This is a genomic window from Blastomonas sp. RAC04 (assembly GCF_001713435.1).
GTDB classification, from domain to species: Bacteria; Pseudomonadota; Alphaproteobacteria; order Sphingomonadales; family Sphingomonadaceae; genus Blastomonas; species Blastomonas fulva.
Genome location: NZ_CP016460.1, coordinates 896,505 through 916,597, shown reverse-complemented (window position 1 = coordinate 916,597; position 20,093 = coordinate 896,505). Strand labels below are relative to the sequence as shown.

Annotated in this window: 19 protein-coding genes; 7 read left to right on the top strand and 12 right to left on the bottom strand. The window is 62.3% G+C overall.

Going from position 1 to position 20,093, the window contains the following annotated elements; genetic code table 11:
* Window positions 1-46: 46 nt before the first annotated feature.
* From BSY18_RS05450 to BSY18_RS21235, 5 genes are all read right to left on the bottom strand, one after another.
* The gene (locus BSY18_RS05450; protein WP_054132977.1) at window positions 47-1,222 is read right to left on the bottom strand and encodes an acetyl-CoA C-acyltransferase; all 1,176 of its coding nucleotides are present in this window, start codon (window positions 1,220-1,222) and stop codon (window positions 47-49) included.
* Between the two features lie 51 nt (window positions 1,223-1,273).
* Window positions 1,274-1,732: a MaoC family dehydratase gene (locus BSY18_RS05445; RefSeq protein WP_054132978.1), complete on the bottom strand. Its 459-nt coding sequence runs from the start codon at window positions 1,730-1,732 to the stop codon at window positions 1,274-1,276.
* Window positions 1,733-1,923: 191 nt separating this feature from the next.
* Complete coding sequence (locus BSY18_RS05440; RefSeq protein WP_069049919.1) at window positions 1,924-3,099, bottom strand: mechanosensitive ion channel family protein; 1,176 nt, start codon at window positions 3,097-3,099, stop codon at window positions 1,924-1,926.
* Between the two features lie 27 nt (window positions 3,100-3,126).
* Complete coding sequence (locus BSY18_RS05435) at window positions 3,127-4,488, bottom strand: putative O-glycosylation ligase, exosortase A system-associated (RefSeq protein ID WP_054132980.1); 1,362 nt, start codon at window positions 4,486-4,488, stop codon at window positions 3,127-3,129.
* Complete coding sequence (locus BSY18_RS21235; RefSeq protein WP_156317878.1) at window positions 4,481-4,654, bottom strand: hypothetical protein; 174 nt, start codon at window positions 4,652-4,654, stop codon at window positions 4,481-4,483. The genes BSY18_RS05435 and BSY18_RS21235 overlap by 8 nt, the downstream gene beginning before the upstream one ends.
* A gap of 122 nt (window positions 4,655-4,776) precedes the next feature.
* Between BSY18_RS21235 and BSY18_RS05430 the strand changes: the two genes are divergently transcribed.
* Together BSY18_RS05430 and BSY18_RS05425 are read left to right on the top strand one after the other, a co-directional pair.
* Window positions 4,777-6,024 (top strand): TIGR04063 family PEP-CTERM/XrtA system glycosyltransferase, encoded by a 1,248-nt coding sequence (locus tag BSY18_RS05430; RefSeq protein WP_069049918.1) that lies wholly within the window; start codon window positions 4,777-4,779, stop codon window positions 6,022-6,024.
* Window positions 6,025-6,052: 28 nt separating this feature from the next.
* Window positions 6,053-7,375, top strand: coding sequence for a hypothetical protein (locus BSY18_RS05425; protein ID WP_069049917.1), 1,323 nt, complete (start codon window positions 6,053-6,055; stop codon window positions 7,373-7,375).
* Between the two features lie 82 nt (window positions 7,376-7,457).
* On the opposite strand, the gene BSY18_RS05420 is transcribed toward BSY18_RS05425, so the two are convergent.
* From BSY18_RS05420 to BSY18_RS05405, 4 genes are all read right to left on the bottom strand, one after another.
* Window positions 7,458-7,898, bottom strand: a complete 441-nt coding sequence (locus BSY18_RS05420; RefSeq protein WP_054132983.1) for an ExbD/TolR family protein — start codon at window positions 7,896-7,898, stop codon at window positions 7,458-7,460.
* Between the two features lie 55 nt (window positions 7,899-7,953).
* On the bottom strand, window positions 7,954-8,484 hold the full coding sequence (locus BSY18_RS05415) for an ExbD/TolR family protein (RefSeq protein ID WP_054132984.1): 531 nt from the start codon (window positions 8,482-8,484) through the stop codon (window positions 7,954-7,956).
* Window positions 8,485-8,673: 189 nt separating this feature from the next.
* Entirely contained in the window at window positions 8,674-9,444 is a 771-nt protein-coding gene (locus BSY18_RS05410) for a MotA/TolQ/ExbB proton channel family protein (RefSeq protein WP_069049916.1), read from the bottom strand.
* 97 nt (window positions 9,445-9,541) lie between these two features.
* Window positions 9,542-10,204, bottom strand: a complete 663-nt coding sequence (locus tag BSY18_RS05405; RefSeq protein ID WP_054132986.1) for an energy transducer TonB — start codon at window positions 10,202-10,204, stop codon at window positions 9,542-9,544.
* A 308-nt stretch (window positions 10,205-10,512) separates the two neighbouring features.
* Between BSY18_RS05405 and BSY18_RS05400 the strand changes: the two genes are divergently transcribed.
* Window positions 10,513-11,343, top strand: coding sequence for a hypothetical protein (locus BSY18_RS05400; RefSeq protein ID WP_236823455.1), 831 nt, complete (start codon window positions 10,513-10,515; stop codon window positions 11,341-11,343).
* A gap of 33 nt (window positions 11,344-11,376) precedes the next feature.
* Here the strand turns inward: BSY18_RS05400 and BSY18_RS05395 are convergent, their stop codons facing one another.
* The gene (locus BSY18_RS05395; RefSeq protein ID WP_069049915.1) at window positions 11,377-13,443 is read right to left on the bottom strand and encodes a S9 family peptidase; all 2,067 of its coding nucleotides are present in this window, start codon (window positions 13,441-13,443) and stop codon (window positions 11,377-11,379) included.
* Window positions 13,444-13,507: 64 nt separating this feature from the next.
* Between BSY18_RS05395 and BSY18_RS21230 the strand changes: the two genes are divergently transcribed.
* The 4 genes from BSY18_RS21230 (at window position 13,508) to BSY18_RS05380 (ending at window position 18,923) form a co-directional block, all read left to right on the top strand.
* Window positions 13,508-13,681, top strand: coding sequence for a hypothetical protein (locus tag BSY18_RS21230; RefSeq protein ID WP_171900178.1), 174 nt, complete (start codon window positions 13,508-13,510; stop codon window positions 13,679-13,681).
* Window positions 13,668-15,452 carry an aminopeptidase P family protein gene (locus BSY18_RS05390; RefSeq protein ID WP_069051718.1) on the top strand — a complete coding sequence of 595 codons (1,785 nt, stop codon included), beginning with the start codon at window positions 13,668-13,670 and terminating at the stop codon, window positions 15,450-15,452. The genes BSY18_RS21230 and BSY18_RS05390 overlap by 14 nt, the downstream gene beginning before the upstream one ends.
* Before the next feature lie 249 nt (window positions 15,453-15,701).
* Window positions 15,702-18,308 (top strand): TonB-dependent receptor, encoded by a 2,607-nt coding sequence (locus tag BSY18_RS05385; RefSeq protein WP_069049914.1) that lies wholly within the window; start codon window positions 15,702-15,704, stop codon window positions 18,306-18,308.
* Window positions 18,309-18,455: 147 nt separating this feature from the next.
* The gene (locus BSY18_RS05380; protein WP_069049913.1) at window positions 18,456-18,923 is read left to right on the top strand and encodes an acyl-CoA thioesterase; all 468 of its coding nucleotides are present in this window, start codon (window positions 18,456-18,458) and stop codon (window positions 18,921-18,923) included.
* A 73-nt stretch (window positions 18,924-18,996) separates the two neighbouring features.
* Here BSY18_RS05380 and BSY18_RS05375 read toward each other — a convergent pair whose 3' ends face one another.
* The gene (locus BSY18_RS05375; protein ID WP_054132990.1) at window positions 18,997-19,620 is read right to left on the bottom strand and encodes an FKBP-type peptidyl-prolyl cis-trans isomerase; all 624 of its coding nucleotides are present in this window, start codon (window positions 19,618-19,620) and stop codon (window positions 18,997-18,999) included.
* 133 nt (window positions 19,621-19,753) lie between these two features.
* Window positions 19,754-19,960, bottom strand: a complete 207-nt coding sequence (gene rpsU, locus BSY18_RS05370; RefSeq protein WP_007688176.1) for a 30S ribosomal protein S21 — start codon at window positions 19,958-19,960, stop codon at window positions 19,754-19,756.
* Window positions 19,961-20,093 lie beyond the last annotated feature (133 nt).

Below are 20,093 nucleotides of genomic sequence, written 5' to 3'. Positions count from 1 at the left end.
GTTGAGGCCGAGGCGGGGTCGAATTATTGCGAACATCGCGTTGAGGTCAGAAGACCTCGAACAGACCGGCAGCGCCCATGCCGCCGCCCACGCACATCGTCACCACGACATACTTCGCACCGCGACGCTTGCCTTCGATCAGCGCGTGGCCGGTGCAGCGGGCGCCGGTCATGCCATACGGGTGGCCGATCGAGATCGAGCCGCCGTTGACGTTGAGCAACTCGTCGGGGATGCCCAGCACGTCCTGGCAGTACAGCACCTGCACCGCGAACGCCTCGTTCAGCTCCCAAAGGCCGATATCGTCCATCTTGAGGCCAAAGCGCTTGAGCAGCTGCGGCACCGCGAACACGGGGCCAATGCCCATCTCATCGGGCTCCGTACCGGCAGCAGCCATGCCGACATAGCGGCCCAAGGGCTGCAGGCCCTTCTGCTCGGCGATCTTGGATTCCATGATCACGCACGACGATGCGCCGTCCGACAGCTGGCTGGCATTGCCCGCGGTGATGTTCATGCCCGGACCCATGACCGGCTGCAGACCCTTCAGGCCCTCGAGCGTGGTGTCGGCGCGGTTGCCTTCGTCCTTGGTCACTTCGACATCGGTCATCGTGACCTCGCCGGTTTCCTTGTTCTTGAACGCCATCTTCGCCTTTACGGGGATGATTTCGTCATCGAACTTGCCGGCAGCCTGCGCGGCAGCAGTGCGCATCTGCGAACGATAGGCATATTCGTCCTGGCGATCGCGGCTGATGTTGTAGCGCTTGGCGACGGTCTCTGCGGTCTGCAGCATCGGCATGTACACGTCGTTGTGCATCGCCAGCAATTCCGGATCGGGCGCGACGCGCATTTCGGGGGTCTGCACCATCGAGATGGATTCGACGCCGCCAGCAACAACGATGTCCATGCGATCAACGATGATCTGCTTGGCCGCGGTAGCAATCGACATCACGCCCGACGAGCACTGACGGTCGATCGACATGCCGGCAACGGTGACGGGCAGGCCCGCACGCAGCGCGGCAGTGCGGCCGATGGTGTGCTGCACGCCCTGCTGAAGCGCAGCGCCATAAACGACATCGTCGACTTCGCCGCCTTCGATGCCGGCGCGCTCGACGGCGGCGCGGATCGAATGCGCGGCCAGCGTCGGCGACGGGGTGGCGTTGAACCCGCCGCGATAGGCCTTGCCGATCGGCGTACGGGCGGTGGAAACGATAACTGCATCACGCATGGATATTCTCCCTTGTCTGGCGGTGGGCGATGGATGCCTGCCGCCGATCAATCACACAAAAAACTGGCTGATCCACTCGGCCATCACGGCGGGCTTGTCCTCGCCTTCGATCTCGACGGTGAATTCGAGCGTCTGCTGCCACTGGCCGGGGCGCTTTTCCTCCAGCTCGAGCAGCTTGAAATGGCCGCGGACCTTCTTGCCCGAGCGCACCGGTGCCAGGAAGCGAACCTTGTTGCCGCCATAGTTGACGCCCATCTTAACGCCCTCGACGCGGGGGCAATCGGACTTGGCCATCAGCACCGGGAACAGCGACAGGGTGAGAAAACCGTGCGCGATCGTGCCGCCGAACGGCGTCATCTTGGCCATCTCCTCGTTCACGTGAATGAACTGGTGGTCGCCGGTGGCATCGGCAAACTTGTTGATCATCTCTTGGTCAACCAGCAGCCATTCGGATGTACCCAGGGTCTCTCCGACCTTGCCCTGCATTTCCTGCGCAGAAATTGCGTTCATATTTGCTCTCCTGTCGATGGTCCGGCGATTGCCCTGACGGCAAGCTGCCAGATGGAACTGGCGTCTTTTGGCGCTTTTCCGGGGCCGACACAAGGGCTGTGCGCACGCCGCTACGGCATCGGCATTGCGCACCGTGCTTTACGCGAACGGAAACGTCACAACAGCCAGCGACTCGGTCGCCGGCAAGCGCCCTAGCGGTGGTCTTCCGCCGCGAGCGAATAACCGCCTTCGGGATAGGGCAGCACGAATCGGCCATCGGGCGCGGCAGTGAAGCTGGTCTGAGTCGGATAGGCGAATTCGAGTCCTTCGGCGTTGAATCGCTCAAGAATCGAAAGCCCGACGCGATGGCGCGCTTCGAACACCACTTCGAAATCGCTGCTCATCACGTCGAAATCGAGCTCGAAATCGATCGAGCTCGCGCCGAAGCCGACAAAGCCGCAGCGGACAAATACGCCGCTGCCCTGCTCCACGATCTCGCGCAGCATGGCCGGGACCAGCCGGGCGCGGTCGGGCGGAGTCTGGTACACCAGCCCGATCATGTAGCGCGTGCGGCGGCGGTTGAGCCGGGTGTAGTTGATGATCTGCTTGGACAGCAGATTGGTGTTCGAGATGATGATCTCTTCCCCCGTCACCGAGCGCAGCCGCGCGCTCTTGAGGCCGATTTTCTCTACCGTAGCGGTGGTGGTGTCGAACCCGATCGTCTCCCCGCGCTTGAACGGCTTGTCGAAGATGATCGACAGCGCGGCGAACAGATCCGAAAAGATTCCCTGCGCGGCCAGACCGATGGCGATACCACCGATACCCAGACCGGCGATCAGGCCGGTGACGTTGACGCCCAGATTGTCGAGCACCATGATCGAGGCGATCGCAAACAGCACCACCGTCACCAGCAGGCGGATCAGCGACATGGCGTTAGCGAGCGTTTCGCTGCCGGCATCGTCGCTGACCGTCGCGCGGCGTTCGATCATTCCCAGGATGATCTCACGCGCCCAGATGGCGACCTGGAATACCGAGGCCACCGTGAACAGGAAGCTGACCACCTGGACGATACCGGCAGGCGCTTCGGAAAAGCCGACGACCAGCCGCGCCGAGACCATGATCAGGAAATACTGCTTGGTCTTCGACAATGTCCGCGCGACGATGGCTGCGACCGATAATCTGTCGTCCTGACGCTCGGCATAGATCCGCGCGTGTCGCTGCAGAAAGGCCAGTGCCAGATAGATGGCGGTGCCGACACCTGCGGCGATCGCGATCTCGACGGAATGGGCGCTGATCCAGGCCCAAAGTCCATTGAGTTTCTGCTCGACTTCAGCAGCGGAAAGCGGTTCAGGCAGGACGGGCCCTGGCTCGGCGGTCGGTTTGGTCATCCGCGCCAGTTAGGCAGCCAAAGCTCTTCATGCAACCCATGCAGCGGCTTTGCTGTCGGCCAGGGGACGAAAGGCGGCTTCCTTGCGACGGCGCGCGGTATAGGTGTCCAGCCCGATCTGCAGCGCGATCAGCATGTAGATGAACGGCTGGAAAGCGATCCCCACGAACAGCGAGCCCACCATGTAGATGATCTGCCCGTTCTGTAGCGCCAGCGCGAGCGGGGCCACCCACGCCTCGTCGGGCCGGTTGCGCTTGCGGTGCAGGCGCTGCACCACTTCCATCCGCCAGATGCCCCCCAGATGGATGATCAGCCACATCGCAAGCCCGGGAAAGCCCTGCTCGCCCAGCATCTCGAAATAGCTCGAATGATAGGCGCGGCCGGAATCGGTGACCTCGTTCTTCTCGATCTGGGTGTTGGGACCATCTCCCTTGGCAGCGATGGTGTCGAACTTCACCTTGTTCTGCAGATACGCCTCGAAACCGCCGCCCATGGGGTTGGATTTCACGTAGTTCCACGTCCACGCCCACACCGCCACGCGCGTCGATGCGGACTGATCGGCCTGATATTCGCCGATCGTCGCCATGCGGTTGCTGTAGCTTTGCGGCAGGAACGGAATGGCCATCACCGCCGCTGCCGCCAGCAGGCCCGCATAGAGGAAGCGATGCCGCACGAAGCGCAGCAGCAGGACTGCCAGCACGCCGATGCACACCAGGCCGGTGCGCGCCTGTGTCCCCACCGGGATCAGCAGGCAGGCGAAGATCAGCGCATAGGAAAACCCCTTGACCCGCCAGTCGGGCGGAAACACCGTTCCGTACCTGGCCAGCCACAGGATCAGCGGAATGATGCAGATCGCCACGGTCGAGATGATAGAGCCTTCATACAGCCCGCTGTTGTCGTCGATCAGCAGCCGCATCACGCCATAGCCGCCGCCCCCGGATGCCAGTGTCTTGATCCCGCCCGTGATGATGATCGAGCTGGCGCACACCACCATCATCAGCGCCAGCGATTCGATCCGCAGCTTGGTGCGCAGCGTGAGCGGCAGGAACATCGCAAACACCAGAGCCTTCCACACCCAGCCCCATTTGCCTTCCGCCTCGATCGGGAAATCGGCGACGCTGGTGGTATAGGCGCAATAGGCGAACAGCAGCGCCATCACGCCTTGGCGGAACGAGACGCGCATGTCCTTCTTGTCGTCGGCGATCATCCAGCCAAGAAACGCGAGCCCGAACACGATCAGCGACACCGGCACCGCGTTGAGCATCCAGTAGCTCAGCCGCTGCGGCGCGACGATATCGACATAGGCATAGGCGAGCACGAAGATGAACGGGCGTTTGAACCCGAGTGCCAGAAACGCCACGAGAAATCCGACAAAGGCAAGATCACGCATCGGCATCGCCCTTGCGCGCGGTGGGCTGGCTGCGGCTGAAGAAGCCGCTGGACGATTCGTCCTTTGCCGGGGGGTCTTCCTTGTCGAGGTCCGCGCGCCACACAAGGCGCCACGCCGCGAGAGCGACAAGCAGGTGAGAGACCGCAATGGCAAAATTATCGACCATTCAAATCGGTCCCGTCGCCGCTGTTGCGCAGGCGACTATGCACCGGGCGCATCCAAGTCTAAAGCCATAACCGCAATGGGTTGACGCGGCGTTAAACCTTTTGCGCCATAGGTTTGGCGGCCATGACCCGGATACTCCACATCCTCGACCACAGCCTGCCGCTGCACAGCGGCTATGCTTTCCGTACCCGTGCCATCCTCAAGGCGCAGCAACGCCTGGGGCTGGAGGTGCGCGGCGTCACCAGTGTGCGCCACCAGGCTTCGCTGCCCAAGGATGCCGTGGTCGACGCGGTCGAGGTGCATGACGGGCTGACCTTCCACCGCACGATGGAGAGCATATCGGGACCGCCGGGGTTGCGCGAATGGCGCGATATCGCCGCGCTTGCCCGCGCGACCGAGGCGACCTGCGCGATCTGGAAGCCCGACATCCTGCACGCGCATTCGCCTGCACTCGACGGGCTCGCCGCTTTGCGGGTCGGGCGCAAGCTCGGTCTTCCTGTGCTGTACGAGATCCGCGCCTTCTGGGAGGATGCCGCCGTGGGCAACGGCACCGGCAGTCCGGGATCTGCGAAATACTGGCTGACGCGGCAGATGGAGAACCGGGCGGTGGCCGGCGCGGATGCGGTGGCGGTGATCTGCGAGGGCTTGCGCACCGACCTGATCGGCCGCGGCTTTCCCGCATCCAAGATCATGGTATCGCCCAACGGCGTCGACATGGAGATGTTCGGCAACCCTGTCCCTGCCGATCCGGAGCGCGCAAAGGCGCTGGGGCTGGCGGGCAAGACCGTGATCGGCTTTATCGGCAGCTACTATCCGTACGAGGGGCTGGATGACCTGATCGCGGCGATGCCGCTGCTGCTGGAACGCAATCCCGATATCCGGCTGCTGCTTGTGGGCGGCGGCCCGGCAGAAGCGGCGCTGCAGGCACAGGCAGCCGCCTCGCCCGCGGCGCATGCGATCTGCTTTGCCGGGCGCGTGCCGCATCACGATGTCGAGCAGTATTACAGCCTTATCGATATTCTGGTCTATCCACGCAAGGGCATGCGCCTCACCGAAACGGTCACCCCGCTCAAGCCGCTCGAAGCGATGGCGCAGGGGCGGCTGGTGGCAGCGTCCAATGTCGGGGGTCATCGCGAGCTGATCACCGATGGCGTGACCGGAACGCTGTTCGCTGCCGACGATCCGGCAGCCATCGCGCGGTCGCTCGCCGATCTGGTCGCAGCGCGCGACGGCTGGGATGCCCGGCGCGAGGCCGCGCGGGCCTTTGTCGCCGAGGAGCGCAACTGGGCACGCAACGTTGAGCGTTATCAACCCGTTTACCAACGCATGCTAGACCGCCAGGCGGGCGGACGCGTGTACAACGCCGCCTGACCAGGGCGCAGTGACAGGTTTAACGACGATGGCCGAAACGCGAGGCGAAGAGACAGGAGAAGCGGAGGGAACGGCAGCTGCCGTGCCTGTGCGCTATCCTGCCGCGATCGCGGTCGGCGGCGGACTGGCAGCAGCCGTGGGCAGCAGCTTCATTCCGATGAATGCGATCGAGGGCTTTGTCAGCGCCTATGGCATTGCCGAACTTTTGCCCGCTGCTGCGCCGCCCCTGGGAAATACCGCCCGGCTGGCGCTGAGCACCGGAATAGGAACTTTGACCGCAGGAGCGCTGCTCGCGCTGCTGCCGCGCGGGGAGACCGACATTATGGGTTTTGAAACTGCCGTGAAGAGCGATCCGGCGCAGTCCGGGTCATCCGAAGATGCGGCTGCATCGGCCAGCCGCTCGGGCACATCCCGCCTCGCCGGATGGCTGCGGACCCTGCGCTTTGGCAAGAGCGAAGCGGCAGAGGACGAGGTTTCCGATTTCGCGGACTTGAAGCGCCTGCGGATCCGCAATGCCGACCAGCATCCCGATGCGCCAGTGCGCGCGCCGATCATGGCCAGCAGCGATCTCGACGCCGAGGTCGCGAGCGAACCCGACTTGGCGTCGCCAGCGGCCGCCAGCGCACAGTCGGCTGAGAGCAATCCCGAACCAATGCCGCTCGACCTCGACGCCAGCATGGCGTTTGCACCCCCGGCATCTGCCGAGCCCGCTCCGGCAGAACCAGCGCCTGCACCTTCTTTCCGTTTTGCGCCTGCTCTGGCAGAGCCGGAAGTGGAAGAAGACGGGCAGGACCCCTGGGAGGCTGTGGCCCCTGAGCCGGTGCAGCCAGAGGACCAGCAGGCCGAGATACACGCCGAACACGTTCACCAGCATGCCGCCGAACCGGCGACCGCTGACTATGAAAAACTCGGAATCGCCGAACTGCTCGACCGGCTCGAGCGGGGCCTGGGCAAGCGCCGCGACACCGCGATGGCATCGGTCGTGCCTGCAGGACGCGTCATTGCGCTCACCACGGCAGCGAACCCGATCAACGGCATCGAACCCGTAGTGGCGAGCGATGCAGACCCACGCTTCGGCATCCGCCGCGGTGCGGGGATCACCGAAGACGCTATCGAACCGCTAGCCAACGAAGCTTTTGCCGATGCCACAGCGGCTCCAAGCGACTGGAGCGCTACTGTTGCCGAGCCAGCCGCAGAGGCGCCTGGGGACATCGCATCCGAGATCGACGCCGACCATGGCGATCCGGAAACGGATGCTCAGGAAGCAGCGGTCGATGACGACATGGATGCAGCTTTGCGCGATGCGCTTGCAACGCTGCGCCAGCTTTCGGACCGGCAGCGCAACATCTGACAGCATCCCAGCGGGACACAAAAAGAGGGCGGCGTATCGCTACGCCGCCCTCTTTTTTGTAACCATCAAAGGCGTTGGCGAATTACTTGCCAGGTGCCTTCTGGAACGAACCGTACTGCTCGTTGCCGACGAAGCCGAGCTTCGTGACGCCGCTGCGCTTGATCACCACGAGAACCTCGTCGACGATCTGATAGCGTGCGCGTGCATCGGGCTGGAACTGCAGTTCAGGCTCAGGGTCCATGTTGCGGGTCTGAGCAAGAATGCCAGCAAGCTGCGCCTGCGATACCGGCGTACCATTCCACGAAATGGTGTCGTTGGTATCGACGATCAGCTTGTTCTTGACCGGCTCGACAACCACGTCCTGCGGCGGGCTGTCCTGCGGCAGGTCGATCTTTACCGCATGGGTCTGAACCGGGATGGTGATGATGAACATGATGAGGAGAACGAGCATGACGTCGATCAACGGCGTCGTGTTCATTTCCATCATCGGCTCGCCATCATCGCTGCCGCCACTCATTGCCATATCAAGCTACTCCCAAATTTCTGTAGTGGAGGCCGTCATCGCGTGACGGCCTCTATCAAACTGCCGTCAGGTCGATCGGCGAAGAGATGAAGCCGACCTTGGCAAACCCGGCACGCTGCATCGTGAAGATCGCGCCGCCAATGCACCTGTAGGGAGCATTGATGTCGCCGCGGATATGCACTTCGGGAAGATCTTCTTCCTCCAGGTTTTCGACGCCACCAGCAGCTTCGATGATCGATTCAAGCCGCTTGACCGCGATTTCCTGCAGTTCGACATTGTCGACCGGGGTGACGTTCACATAGACCCGGCATTCGCCGTTCGGGCTTGCACCTGCAAAGCCATCGTCGCCGGGGCTCAGGCCGCTGGCGTCGGTGGTCGTCACGGACAGAAGGATGTTTTCTGCCTTGGTTTCGGTCGGCTCGAATTCGATAACCGGAATGGTCAGGTCGTCCACGGTCTGGATAACCACCGGAATCGCGATCAGGAAGATGATGAGAAGCACCAGCATGACGTCCACAAGCGGCGTCGTGTTGATGTCAGACATCGGCTTTTCCTTGCCGCCGTCGCCTCCAACGCTCATTGCCATCGCAATAAATCCTATTCTCTACTTACCGAGCCATGTGGCCGCGGATTGGTTTTGCGCTATCGCGCAGCAGTCTTGAGCATGTCGGCATCGGAAAGCCCAGCGCAGCGCCTTTCAGACCTGCCATGGGTGCCGACACCACCAGCCGGCGGAAGCCCTGTTAAGGCCTGCCGCCGGCGTGATGAACGTCTCTTACTTCTTGATCGGTGCAGCAGCGACCGGAGCAGCAGGCTTGCCAGCAGGAACCGGCTTGCCAGGTGCTGCGGGGATCACTGCGCCATTCGATGCCATGTAACCGAGCACGTCGGTCGAAAAGGCGCTGAGCTGCGCTGCGATCTGCTTGTTGCGAGCCTGCAGCCAGTTGTAGGCAAGCACGGCGGGAACCGCAACGCCCAGACCCAGTGCGGTCATGATCAGTGCTTCACCAACCGGACCTGCCACCTGGTCGATCGATGCCGAACCCGAAATGCCGATCTTGATCAGTGCGCGGTAGATACCGATAACGGTACCGAACAGACCGATGAACGGCGAGGTCGCACCCACGGTTGCCAGGAACGGCAGGCCGCCTGCGAGCTTGGCGTTGATCGCTGCTTCCGAGCGACCCAGCGAGCCGTGCAGCCAGTCATGGGCTTCGACGGGATCGGTCAGCTTGGCATGCTCTTCCTGCGCCTTGATGCCGTCGTCGACGATCTGGCGGTACGCGGTGTTCTTCTCCAGCTTGGCGGCACCTTCCTTGATGCTGCCTGCACGCCAGAACGTGTCACGGACCTTCTGGCCCTGCGACAGGACCTTCTGCTGTTCGAACAGCTTGGTGAACAGGATGAAGAACGAACCGAACGACATGATACCAAGGATGCCGACGGTCGCATAAGCGATGACACCGCCCTGTTCGAGTGCTTCCATAAAACCGAAAGCGTTTTTCGGCGCCTCGGCTCCAGCCGCAGCAAGCATTTCAATCAACATCAAAACTTCCTCTCAGAAAATGTATAGAGCGCCGTTACAAAACCGGTGCGTCTAAAAACCAAAACCCAGTCCGCCACAGCGGCATCCAGTCCAAAGATTACTTCGGGATTTCCCAGCGAACCGCGTTCGAATAGGTGTCCGAAATCGCATTGCCTGCCGCGTCGAGAGCGGGCTTGAAGCGCGCCCTGCGAGTGACATTCTTGCAGGTCGCCTCGTCAAGATCGGCATGGCCGCTTGAACCGGTGATCTGGCAATCCGTGACACGTCCATCGGGGCCGATCGAAACGCGGAACCGGGTGGTCCCTGCACGCTCTTCACGCAGTGCCCGTGCCGGATAGTCGTTCGGCGTAGCCCAGCTGCCCGGATTACCACGAGGTGACGCACCCGAAGCCTTCGAAGGCGCCGGCGGCGGAGCCGGCGGTGCAGGCGGCGGAGCAACAATCGGCGTCGGATTGAAGATCGGCGGCGGTGTGTTGGTGGTGGTTATGGTCGGCGCCGAAGTCGGCGGAGTACGCACGATCGGCGGTGGGGTTACCACTGGCGGCGGCGTAATCGGCTGGTCCGGCGGCGGTGGTGGCGGCTCTTCAGGCTCGATCACCTCTTCTTCAACGTCGACGACGTTAAGCTTTTCCGCGACCGATTTGACCGCGCTATATGCAAGTCCCGTCACCAGGGCGTAGATCACAACGATGTGAATCAGCGCCACGACAACGAGGGAAACTATCTTGTTTCCGCTTGCCTGTTGATCAGCATAGGCCATTCAGAAACGACGCTCCTTACCCTTATTAAACCTGTCCCCCGGGTAGCGCCTATCATTCAATACGCGACGCCCGGACAAACCAGCCGATGACCGCGGCTGGTGCTTGAAACGCATGAATTGCGGATTGCAACCGATCTGGCCGCCCCGCTGTTCCACCGCTTTTCAGCCTCTGGTTTGTTTTTCTCTTGCCCGAAAGGGGATTTAACGCGCAACTTATCAGCAGGCAATCGCTTAAATGGATTCAGTTTGAATTAACCTTTGAGCCGCGAAAGCCGTCCCTTCCCCCATCCACGCCAGGAGATTGATCGATGCCCCGCGCCCTGACCTGCCTTGCGGTCGCAACAGCGCTTGCAACCGCGGTTTCCCCGGCAATTCCCTTGCATGCGCAAGGTTTTCAGGCGCCCCCCGAGCTGGACTATGTTGCGCTGGCTCGCCTCGCCGACACCGCGCCCGTCGTGCTGAAGGTGCAGGTCAAGAAGGCCACCTTGGTGGAAGCCGCAAGGGCGCCAGACGTTCCCGTCAGCATGGCGAGGCTGTTTGTGGAGGCGCAGGTAATGAATCTCATTCGCGGAAAAGCGGGCGTTTCCGAATCGATTCGCTACCTGGTGGATATTCCGCGTGACGCGCGCGGAAAGGTGCCCAAGCTCAAAAAGGCGCAGTTCCTGCTTTTCGCAAGGCCCGGCACGCGCCCGGGCGAGGTGCAGCTCGTCACAAAGGACGCGCAGGTCCCCTGGACTCCCGCTGCCGATCAGCAGGTGCGCACGATCGTCACCGAACTGGTCGCGCCCGGCGCGCCACCGGCCATTCGTGGCATCCGCGAGGCTTTGCACGTGCGCGGCAATCTGCAGGGAGAAGGCGAAACCCAGATTTTCCTGGCGACGTCGACCGGTGACCCGGTGTCGATCACGGTGCTGCGCCGTCCCGGCCTCGTCGCGCGTTGGGCGGTATCGCTGACCGAAATCGTCGATGAGGCCGCCGCGCCGCCGCGCAAGGGCACGCTGCTGTGGTACCGTCTCGCCTGCTCGCTGCCCGCGCAGGTCCCTTCCCGCGCGCTGGTGTCCGATACGCCTGCCGACAATGATCTGGCGCGGCGCGACTACAACTTCGTGCTCGAACAGCTGGGGCCGTGCAGGGGATGATCCCCTGCCCGGCCGGCCAGAGCGCTGCGCCGGTTACTTCCCCGCCATCCCCATCTGCCAGAGCAGGAAGGCGAATTCCTCGGCGGTTTCCTTGAGCGAATCGAACCGCCCGGACTTGCCGCCATGGCCAGCGCCCATGTTGGTCTTGAGCAGCAGCACATTATCGTCAGTCTTGGTGACACGCAGCTTGGCGACCCATTTGGCCGGCTCCCAATAGGTCACGCGCGGATCGTTGAGACCTGCGGTCACCAGCATCGGCGGATAGGCATGCGCGCCGACATTGTCATAGGGGCTGTACGAGCGCAGCAGATCGAACGCGGCCTTGTCGGTGATCGGGTTGCCCCATTCCGGCCATTCGCCCGGGGTCAGCGGCAAGGTCTCGTCGAGCATGGTGTTGAGCACGTCGACAAACGGCACATGCGCCACCACCGCGCCCCAGAGTTCTGGGTCCGAATTGACGATCGCCCCCATCAGTTCGCCCCCGGCGGAGCCACCGCTGGCGGTGACCTTGCCCTTGGCGGTATAGTCGCGCTCGATCAGGCCCTTGGCGACATCGACAAAGTCGTTGAACGTGTTGGTACGCTTGGTGAGCTTGCCGTCCAGATACCACTGGCGTCCCAGATCGTCGCCGCCACGGATGTGCGCGATGGCATAGGCAAAGCCGCGATCCACCATGCTCAGCCGCGTCACCGAGAAACTCGGCGGGATCGCGTAGCCATAAGCGCCATAGGCATAGAGGTGCAGCGGCGCGGTGCCGTCCTGCTTGAAGTCCTTGCGGGTGATGATCGACACCGGGACCTGAGTGCCGTCGCGCGCGGCGATCATGACCCGTTCGGTCTTGTAGTCAGCGGCGTTATAGCCCGAAGGCACTTCTTGCACCTTGAGCACCGTCAGCTTCCCGGTGGCGACATCATAGTCATACACCGTGTCGGGCGTGACCATCGATTCATAGGCGAGCCGCAGCACCTTCATGTCCCATTCGGGATTGTCGCCGAGCGAGGCGGCATAGCTCGCCTCGGGGAATGTGATCGGCGCGGTCTTCGAAGGATCGGCATAATCGCGGATCTCGATCTGATCGAGCCCGTTGCGCCGCCCTTCGATGACATAGAAGTCCTTGAAGGCGGTCATGTCGGTCATGTAGAATTCGTCCGATCCTTCGATCAGCGTGGTCCACGCGCCGGGCGCCTCGATCCGCGCGGTGGCGAGGCGGAAATTGATGTGGCCGTCATTGGTGTGGATGAACAGCGTGCCGTCGCGCTCCTCCACCGCATATTCGACACCTTTCTGGCGCGGACGGATGAGGATCGGCTCTGCTTGCGGATCGGCCGCGGGCACCAGCCGCACCTCGCTGGTCTCGTTGTCGCCGGTGGCGATGACGATGTACTTCTCCGACGAGGTCATGCCGATATCGACGCGAAAGCCCTCGTCGGCTTCCTTGTAGAGCTCTACATCGCTCTCGGTTGGGGTCCCCAGCACGTGCAGCCGGGCATTGTCGGTCCGCCAGTTCTCGTTGGCGAGGCCATAGAGCAGCGCTCCCGAATCCGCCCGCCAGATCAGCGACGAAAGCGTGCCGGGGATGATGTCGGGAAGGTCCTTGCCGGTTGTCAGATCCTTGATCCGCGCCTCGAACCGTTCGGAGCCGTCATCGTCGATCGCATAGGCCAGCAGCCGACCATCAGGGCTGACCGAGAACGCGCCGAGGCGAAAATACTCGGCATCCTTTGCCAGTTCGGTTTCGTCGAGCAGCAGCACCTTGTCGCCGCCCGCCACCGGCTTGCGATACCATTTCTTGTACTGCGCGCCCTTGTCGTATTCGACCCAGTACAGCCAGTCGCCATCCTTCTGCGGGACCGAGGAGTCATCCTCCTTGATCCGGCCCTTCATCTCCTGGAACAACGTTTCGACCAAAGGCTCGAGCGGCTTCATCTGCGCTTCGAACCAGCCGTTCTCGGCGTTCAGATAGGCAATCACATCGGCATCGTCGACCTTGGGATAGCCCTCGTCCTTCAGCCAGTGCCACGGGTCCTGGATAGTCACGCCATGGCGTTCGAAGCTGTAGGGCCGCTGCTCGGCGATCGGCGGCTGGGTGGGTTGAGACATGGATGCCCTTTCATTGGCATGAGCGGCAGAAGACAAGGGGATTGCAAACCCCGCGACCGCGCCGATGGCAGCGCAGAGCAAGACAGGTGAAATTCGCAGGCGAAGCGACATGGCAGACCATCTTCCTGTTGTACCACGGTCCGGGACGGACTGGCGCTGGACGCAGTTCATCTCTATCTTGCTGGCCAACCGCTTTTGCAAGGAGTTGCTGCAAGCCTATGCTGATGTCCACCCATGAAGCCCGCCTGGCGGAGCTGCGCGAAGAACTGAAGCGTCAGGGATTGCACGGGTTTGTCGTGCCGATCTGCGACGAGCACATGAGCGAATATATCGGCGGCTATGCCCAGCGGCTGGAATGGCTGACCGGCTTCGGCGGATCGGCGGGGACAGCCGTGGTGCTGGCCGATCGCGCGGCGATCTTCGTCGACGGACGCTATACCATCCAGGTCCGCGATCAGGTCGACGGACGGTTGTACGACTATGTCGGCACCGCGCAGCAATCGGTCGCCGACTGGCTGGGTCAGAACGCCCCCGAAGGCGGCAGGATCGGCTATGATGCGTGGCTGCATACCCGCGACTGGGTGAAGCAGGTGCGCGCACAGATCGGCAAGCCCGGCGCCGAGCTCGTCGCGGTCGAGAACAATCCGGTGGACGCCGTCTGGCACGACCAGCCCGAACGCCCCACCGCAAGTATGAATCCGCACCCCATTGCCTATGCCGGCCGCGAATCCGCCGACAAGCGTGCGGACATTGCGCGCTGGCTGAGCGAACAGGGGCTGGATGCAGCGGTCATCACCGCGCTCGATTCGGTCGCCTGGGTGTTCAATGTGCGCGGCGGCGACATCAGCCACACGCCGGTCACATTGTCCTATGGCGTAGTCCATCAGGACGGCACTGCCGATCTGTATGTTGCACCGGAAAAGGTCAGCGACGCGCTGCGCGCGCATCTGGGCAACCAGGTGGCGCTGCACGCTTATGACGCGTTCGAGGCCGGGCTCGATGCGCTGGGCGGCAAGACCGTGGCGGTCGATCCCGAGCGAGCGGTTGCGGCGATCTTCTCGCGCCTCGAAAGCGCCGGCGCCAAAATCGCGGCACGGCGCGACCCCAGCGTGCTGCCGCGCGCGATGAAGAACGACACCGAGATTGCCGGGCAGCGTGCCGCGCAGGCGCGCGATGGAGCCGCCGTGAGCAACTTCCTGCACTGGCTGTCGATCGCGGGCCCCGCAGGCGGCGAGACCGAGCTTTCGGCCGCCGCAAAGCTGCTGTCGTTCCGCGAGCAGACCGGCAAGCTGGTCGACACCTCGTTCGACACGATCTCGGGGGCATCGTCCAACGGCGCGATCTGCCATTACCGGGTCAGCGAGGAAACCAACCTGCCGATCGTCATGGACAGCCTGTATCTCGTCGATTCGGGCGGCCAGTATCTCGACGGCACCACCGATATCACCCGCACCATCGCCATCGGCACCCCGACAGCAGAGATGAAGCGTCGCTTCACCCAGGTGCTCAAGGGCCATATCGCGCTTGCCACGATCCGCTTTCCGCACGGCACCAGCGGCGGCCAACTCGACGCCCTGGCGCGGCAGTATCTGTGGGCGGACGGGGTCGATTACGCGCATGGCACCGGCCATGGCGTGGGCAGCTTCCTTTCGGTGCACGAAGGACCGCAACGCATAGCGGCCTTTGGCGGCCAGGGCGAACCTTTGCGCCCCGGCATGATCTGCTCCAACGAGCCAGGCTATTACAAGGCGGGCGAATTCGGCATCCGCATCGAAAATCTGGTGCTGGTCGAGGAGGTGGATATCGACGGCGCAGAACAGCCCATGCTGGGCTTCGAGACGCTGACCTTCGCGCCGATCGACCGCAACGCGATCGAGCCTGGCCTGCTCAGCACCATCGAGCGCGCGTGGATCGACGATTACCATGCCCGCGTGCTGGAAATCGTCGGCCCGCAGCTTCAGGGCGACGCACTCGCCTGGCTCAAAACGGCCTGTGCCAGGCTGGACTGACTGGCCCCGAATTGACGCAATAAGCTTGACGTTAACGGAATGCTGCAGCGCACAATTGCCATAAGCGCAACTGCCGCTGCAGCATAGCCGCTTTTCGTTGCATTTTTATCACGCGACCGCTGGAATCGCGTTCATTTCCCCCGCTTTTCGATTGTGGCTCGTGCGCACCAGTCATAAGGACGATCCAAAGCCGAACGGAGCCCGGACCAATCGGGCCGTTTTGTCAGTCACCTTAGGGGAGAACCACCCATGAAAATCACCCACACCCGTATCAAGTCGATTCTGCTTTCGGGCGCCGCCATCGGGACCCTGGCCATGCCGGGCGCCGCGCTTGCACAGGACGTGGCGCAGGAAGATGCGGAAGTCGACAGCAGCGTCATCATCGTGACAGCATCCAAGCGCGAACAGACGCTGCAGGAAGTGCCGATCTCGGTATCGGTGACCAGCGGCGAGACGATCGAGCGCGCTCAGATCCGCGACGTGCTTGACCTGCAGACCGTGGTGCCTTCGCTGCGCGTCAGCCAGCTCCAGACATCGTCGGCCACCACCTTCATCATCCGCGGCTTCGGCAACGGCGATAACAATTTCGGTATCGAGCCTTCGGTCGGCGTGTTCATCGACGGCGTGTTCCGTTCGCGTTCGGCTTCGGCGATTTCCGACCTCAACCTCATCAGCCGCGTCGAAGTGCTGAGCGGCCCGCAATCGACGCTGTTCGGCAAGAACGCCAGCGCCGGCGTGATCTCGATCGTGACCAAGGAGCCGCAGTACGAATTCGGCGGACAGGTCGAAGCGAGCTACGGCAATTTCAACGCGATCAACCTTCGCGGTGAAGTGACCGGGCCTATTACCGAAAACATCGCTTTCTCGCTCGACGGCACATACCAGAAGCGCGACGGCTTCGGCCGGATCGTCAACCTCAACAACGCCGACATCAACAACCGCGACCGCTGGTCGGTCCGCGGCAACCTGCTGATCGAGCCCACCTCCGACATCAAGATTCGCCTGATTGCGGATTATTCGAAGATCGATGAAAGCTGCTGCCAGACCAGCAACGTCATCGTCGGCCCGATCACGGCCGGTGCGGTCGGCGGAATCGGCGGCCGGTTCCCCACCGACTTCTTCAGCTTCGACAATTTCGTCAATGCTGTGCCGTTCAACCGCAACGAGAACTACGGCTTCTCCGGTCAGGTCGACTGGTCGCTTGGCGCGTTCAGCCTGACCTCGATCACCGCCTATCGTGAGTTGACCAACGCCTTCACGCAGGATGTCGACTTTACCAGCGCTGACATCACCGCCGAGACCCGTGATCAGGCCGTGTCCACCTTCACGCAGGAACTGCGCATCGCGAGCGATTTCGACGGTCCGATCAACTTCCTGCTGGGCGGTTATTATTTCGACGAAAACATCACGCAGGACAGCAATCTGACGATTGGCCGCGACTTCCGCAACTTCGCCGCGTTCCAGGCCGCGCCCGCTGCGCTGGTTCCGCCCGGAGCGACCCCGGCCCAGCGCGTTGCTATCGGCAATGCTGTGCTGAACAACGTCGAGGCAGGTTTGGGTCTGCCGCGCAACAGCATCCTCGGTGGCAATTTCCTGACACAGGAACGTTTTGCGCTCGATAACAAGTCGTGGTCGATTTTCGGCACGGTCGATTTCGAGCCTGTCGATGGCCTCGTGTTCACCGCCGGTTTCAACTATACCGACGACAAGAAGAACTTCGGGATCAACTTTGATGCCCTGGATCCGCTGGCGAGCATCAACTTTGTCGATGCCTTCATCACCGGCGCGACCGGCGGGGCGGTGCGCACCCGTCAGCAGTTCCAGGCACTGCCGGCTGCCAACCAGCAGGCACTGCTCGCTGCGGCGACCAACCCTGCGATCAACACCCTGCTCCCGCTCGGTGTGCTGCAGTTCCAGACGCAGTCGCCCGATGTACCGAACGTGGTCGAAGATGGCCGTACCCGTGATGACAAATTCACGTACCTGTTGCGGGCCGCCTATCAGATCTCGGACGAGATCAACGTCTATGCCAGCTATGCGACCGGCTTCAAGGCGAGCTCGGTGAACCTGTCGCGCGATAGCCGTCCGCTGTCTACCGACTTCATTCCTGGCCCTGGCCCTGCAGGACGCGGGTCGTCCTTTGCTGCGCCATCGTCGCCGCTCACCAATGCCGGCCTGAACACGCCGAACCTCTCGACCGGAACCCGCTTTGCCGGGCCGGAAGAAGCCGAGGTCTATGAAATCGGCATGAAGGCGCAGTGGGACGGGTTTGGTGTCAACCTCGCGCTGTTCGATCAGACGATCCAGGGCTTCCAGAGCTTCCTGTTCACTGGGCTTGGCTTCGGTCTGGCGAATGCAGGCCAGCAGTCGGTCAAGGGCTTCGAGCTCGACACCACGGTCCAGCCGTCTGAAGGGCTGGTGTTCACGTTTGCTGCGACCTATCTCGACGCCAAGTATGACGATTTCAGCACTGGTCCGCTGGGAGATCTGTCCGGTCGGCGTCCTGGCGGTATTCCGGAATGGAGCCTCCGGACTTCGGTCACGCACACCCACGAGTTTGGCGACAGCGGCACCAGGCTGATCAGCCGCCTGGATTACAGCCACGAAAGCAACGTCAATATTCTCGACGGGATCGCAGGCTTCAACGCCAACCAGTTCCGCCGCGAAGTCAATCTGGTGAATGGCTCGATGACCTTGCAGCTCAACAACGGTATCGAAGTCGGTGCTTTTGCCCGCAACTTGCTGGACCAGCAGTTCATTCTGACGGTCTTCCCGAGCGTTGCACAGGCCGGCACCGTGTCGGGCTATCCCAACGCACCGCGCACTTTCGGCGGCCTTGTTCGCTTCAAGTTCTGATACATCTTACAGTTGACCGGGCTTGGTCACAGCCCTTGCGGCGATAGAAACGCAAGCGGTTGAAAACAGGGATATAGGGGGGCTTTACGCCCCCCTTTTTTTGCGCCAGTTCGCGGGGCGAAGCACAGATCACAGGGGATCGAATTTATGACTGACGCGCCCACCCGCGCCATGTTCCGCTCCATTGCGTCCAAGCGCGTGCACTATCATGAGGTCGATCTGCAAAACATCGTCTTCAACGCCAACTATCTGATGTTCGCCGATGTCGGGATCACCGAATATTTCCGCACGCTGCGCATCGCCAGTGGCATGGATGGCGGCGGCGGGTTCAACCTGTTCGGCCCCGACCATGACATGATGGTCCGCCATGCCGCGGTCGATTTCCGCGCCAGCGCAGTTGCCGACGACATGATCGATCTGGCAGTGCGCATGGTCCGCATTGGCAACAGCAGCCTGACCAGCCAGTGCGCAATCTTCCGCGGCGAGGAGCTGCTCACGGTCGTGACGATCAGCTACGTGCATCTGGAGTTCGCGACCCGGACGCCGGTGCTGGTGCCGCAATTCTTCCGCGATATGGTCGCGGCGTTCGAGGTCGTGAAGCCCGAAGGCTGCTAATCCACGGCTGCACTGCTGCAGGATGCGGGAAACAAAAAAGGCCGGTGAATTCACCGGCCTTTTTGTTTGCGTATCAGTTGCCCGGCATTCCCGGAACGCCCTGAGGCGGTCCGCCTGCCCCTGGCGGCGGGCCACCGGGTCCGGCCTGGCCCTGAAGCTGCTGCTGCATCGCGCGCAGCTGGACCTCGGGGATGAACTCTACCAGCTCGACGTCGAAGATCAGCAGGCTGTTGGCCGGAATGACGACCTCACCCGTTTGCGGGTTGGCCTTTTCTTCGGCGCCATAGCCGAGTTCGGGCGGGATCCACAGGCGGTACTTGCCGCCACGCTGCATCCGCTTCAGAGCTTCGGAGAAACCGGGAATCGATCCTGCCACCGGCATCGGAACGCGCTGGTTGGCATCAAAGGCCTTGCCGTCCATCAGCGTGCCTTCGTAGTTGATCAGGGTCACATCGGCGTCGGTCGGCGAAGGACCGGTACCCTTGGTGATTTCCTTGATCTGAAGACCGCTTTCGGTGGTCACCACGCCAGGTTCGTCAGCGTTGCTGGCGAGGAACCCGGACGCCGACTGCGGAATGCCCTGCAGGCCTGCCCAGGCGGTTCCACCGGCGATCAGCACGGCAACTGCAACACCCAACCACAATTTGGTGAGCGAGCCTTTTTCAAGCGGCGGGATAGGAACGCGCGTTACGGACATGGCAGCCTCCGGTTATCGAACCACGAACCCCTGGTAATTTTTCCAGTCCTTTCAAGGGCTTGGAAACACATCCAGGGGCTTATGCGGCGAATCGGTCCCCCCGCTCCGCCAATTTCGTGATGCTATAACCGTCTTACTTGGCGCCGTCACGTTCCATGCGCTTGCGCTCAAGCTTGCGGGCGCGACGCACAGCGGCAGCCTTTTCACGAGCGCGCTTTTCCGAGGGCTTCTCGTAATGACGACGCAGCTTCATTTCGCGATACACGCCTTCGCGCTGCAGCTTCTTCTTGAGCGCCCGCAGCGCCTGGTCAACATTGTTATCGCGTACGAGAATCTGCATAAACTTACGTCAGCTCCATATTCTTTTTCGGCCAGCAAATCCGCTCGCGCCACGCCTTGGGGCGCGGAAAACGGATGCTCAAGCCATACGGTAAAGGCCAATAGTCAAGGGCACGCCAGCCACCGGGCTGTCG

What these genes read in the sequence shown, in the direction of transcription:
- BSY18_RS05450 (WP_054132977.1), bottom strand. Translation starts at nt 1,222, where the DNA reads ATGCGTGATGCAGTTATCGTTTCCACCGCCCGTACGCCGATCGGCAAG.
- BSY18_RS05445 (WP_054132978.1), bottom strand. Translation starts at nt 1,732, where the DNA reads ATGAACGCAATTTCTGCGCAGGAAATGCAGGGCAAGGTCGGAGAGACC.
- BSY18_RS05440 (WP_069049919.1), bottom strand. Translation starts at nt 3,099, where the DNA reads ATGACCAAACCGACCGCCGAGCCAGGGCCCGTCCTGCCTGAACCGCTT.
- BSY18_RS05435 (WP_054132980.1), bottom strand. Translation starts at nt 4,488, where the DNA reads ATGCGTGATCTTGCCTTTGTCGGATTTCTCGTGGCGTTTCTGGCACTC.
- BSY18_RS21235 (WP_156317878.1), bottom strand. Translation starts at nt 4,654, where the DNA reads ATGGTCGATAATTTTGCCATTGCGGTCTCTCACCTGCTTGTCGCTCTC.
- BSY18_RS05430 (WP_069049918.1), top strand. Translation starts at nt 4,777, where the DNA reads ATGACCCGGATACTCCACATCCTCGACCACAGCCTGCCGCTGCACAGC.
- BSY18_RS05425 (WP_069049917.1), top strand. Translation starts at nt 6,053, where the DNA reads ATGGCCGAAACGCGAGGCGAAGAGACAGGAGAAGCGGAGGGAACGGCA.
- BSY18_RS05420 (WP_054132983.1), bottom strand. Translation starts at nt 7,898, where the DNA reads ATGGCAATGAGTGGCGGCAGCGATGATGGCGAGCCGATGATGGAAATG.
- BSY18_RS05415 (WP_054132984.1), bottom strand. Translation starts at nt 8,484, where the DNA reads ATGGCAATGAGCGTTGGAGGCGACGGCGGCAAGGAAAAGCCGATGTCT.
- BSY18_RS05410 (WP_069049916.1), bottom strand. Translation starts at nt 9,444, where the DNA reads ATGTTGATTGAAATGCTTGCTGCGGCTGGAGCCGAGGCGCCGAAAAAC.
- BSY18_RS05405 (WP_054132986.1), bottom strand. Translation starts at nt 10,204, where the DNA reads ATGGCCTATGCTGATCAACAGGCAAGCGGAAACAAGATAGTTTCCCTC.
- BSY18_RS05400 (WP_236823455.1), top strand. Translation starts at nt 10,513, where the DNA reads ATGCCCCGCGCCCTGACCTGCCTTGCGGTCGCAACAGCGCTTGCAACC.
- BSY18_RS05395 (WP_069049915.1), bottom strand. Translation starts at nt 13,443, where the DNA reads ATGTCTCAACCCACCCAGCCGCCGATCGCCGAGCAGCGGCCCTACAGC.
- BSY18_RS21230 (WP_171900178.1), top strand. Translation starts at nt 13,508, where the DNA reads ATGGCAGCGCAGAGCAAGACAGGTGAAATTCGCAGGCGAAGCGACATG.
- BSY18_RS05390 (WP_069051718.1), top strand. Translation starts at nt 13,668, where the DNA reads ATGTCCACCCATGAAGCCCGCCTGGCGGAGCTGCGCGAAGAACTGAAG.
- BSY18_RS05385 (WP_069049914.1), top strand. Translation starts at nt 15,702, where the DNA reads ATGAAAATCACCCACACCCGTATCAAGTCGATTCTGCTTTCGGGCGCC.
- BSY18_RS05380 (WP_069049913.1), top strand. Translation starts at nt 18,456, where the DNA reads ATGACTGACGCGCCCACCCGCGCCATGTTCCGCTCCATTGCGTCCAAG.
- BSY18_RS05375 (WP_054132990.1), bottom strand. Translation starts at nt 19,620, where the DNA reads ATGTCCGTAACGCGCGTTCCTATCCCGCCGCTTGAAAAAGGCTCGCTC.
- rpsU (WP_007688176.1), bottom strand. Translation starts at nt 19,960, where the DNA reads ATGCAGATTCTCGTACGCGATAACAATGTTGACCAGGCGCTGCGGGCG.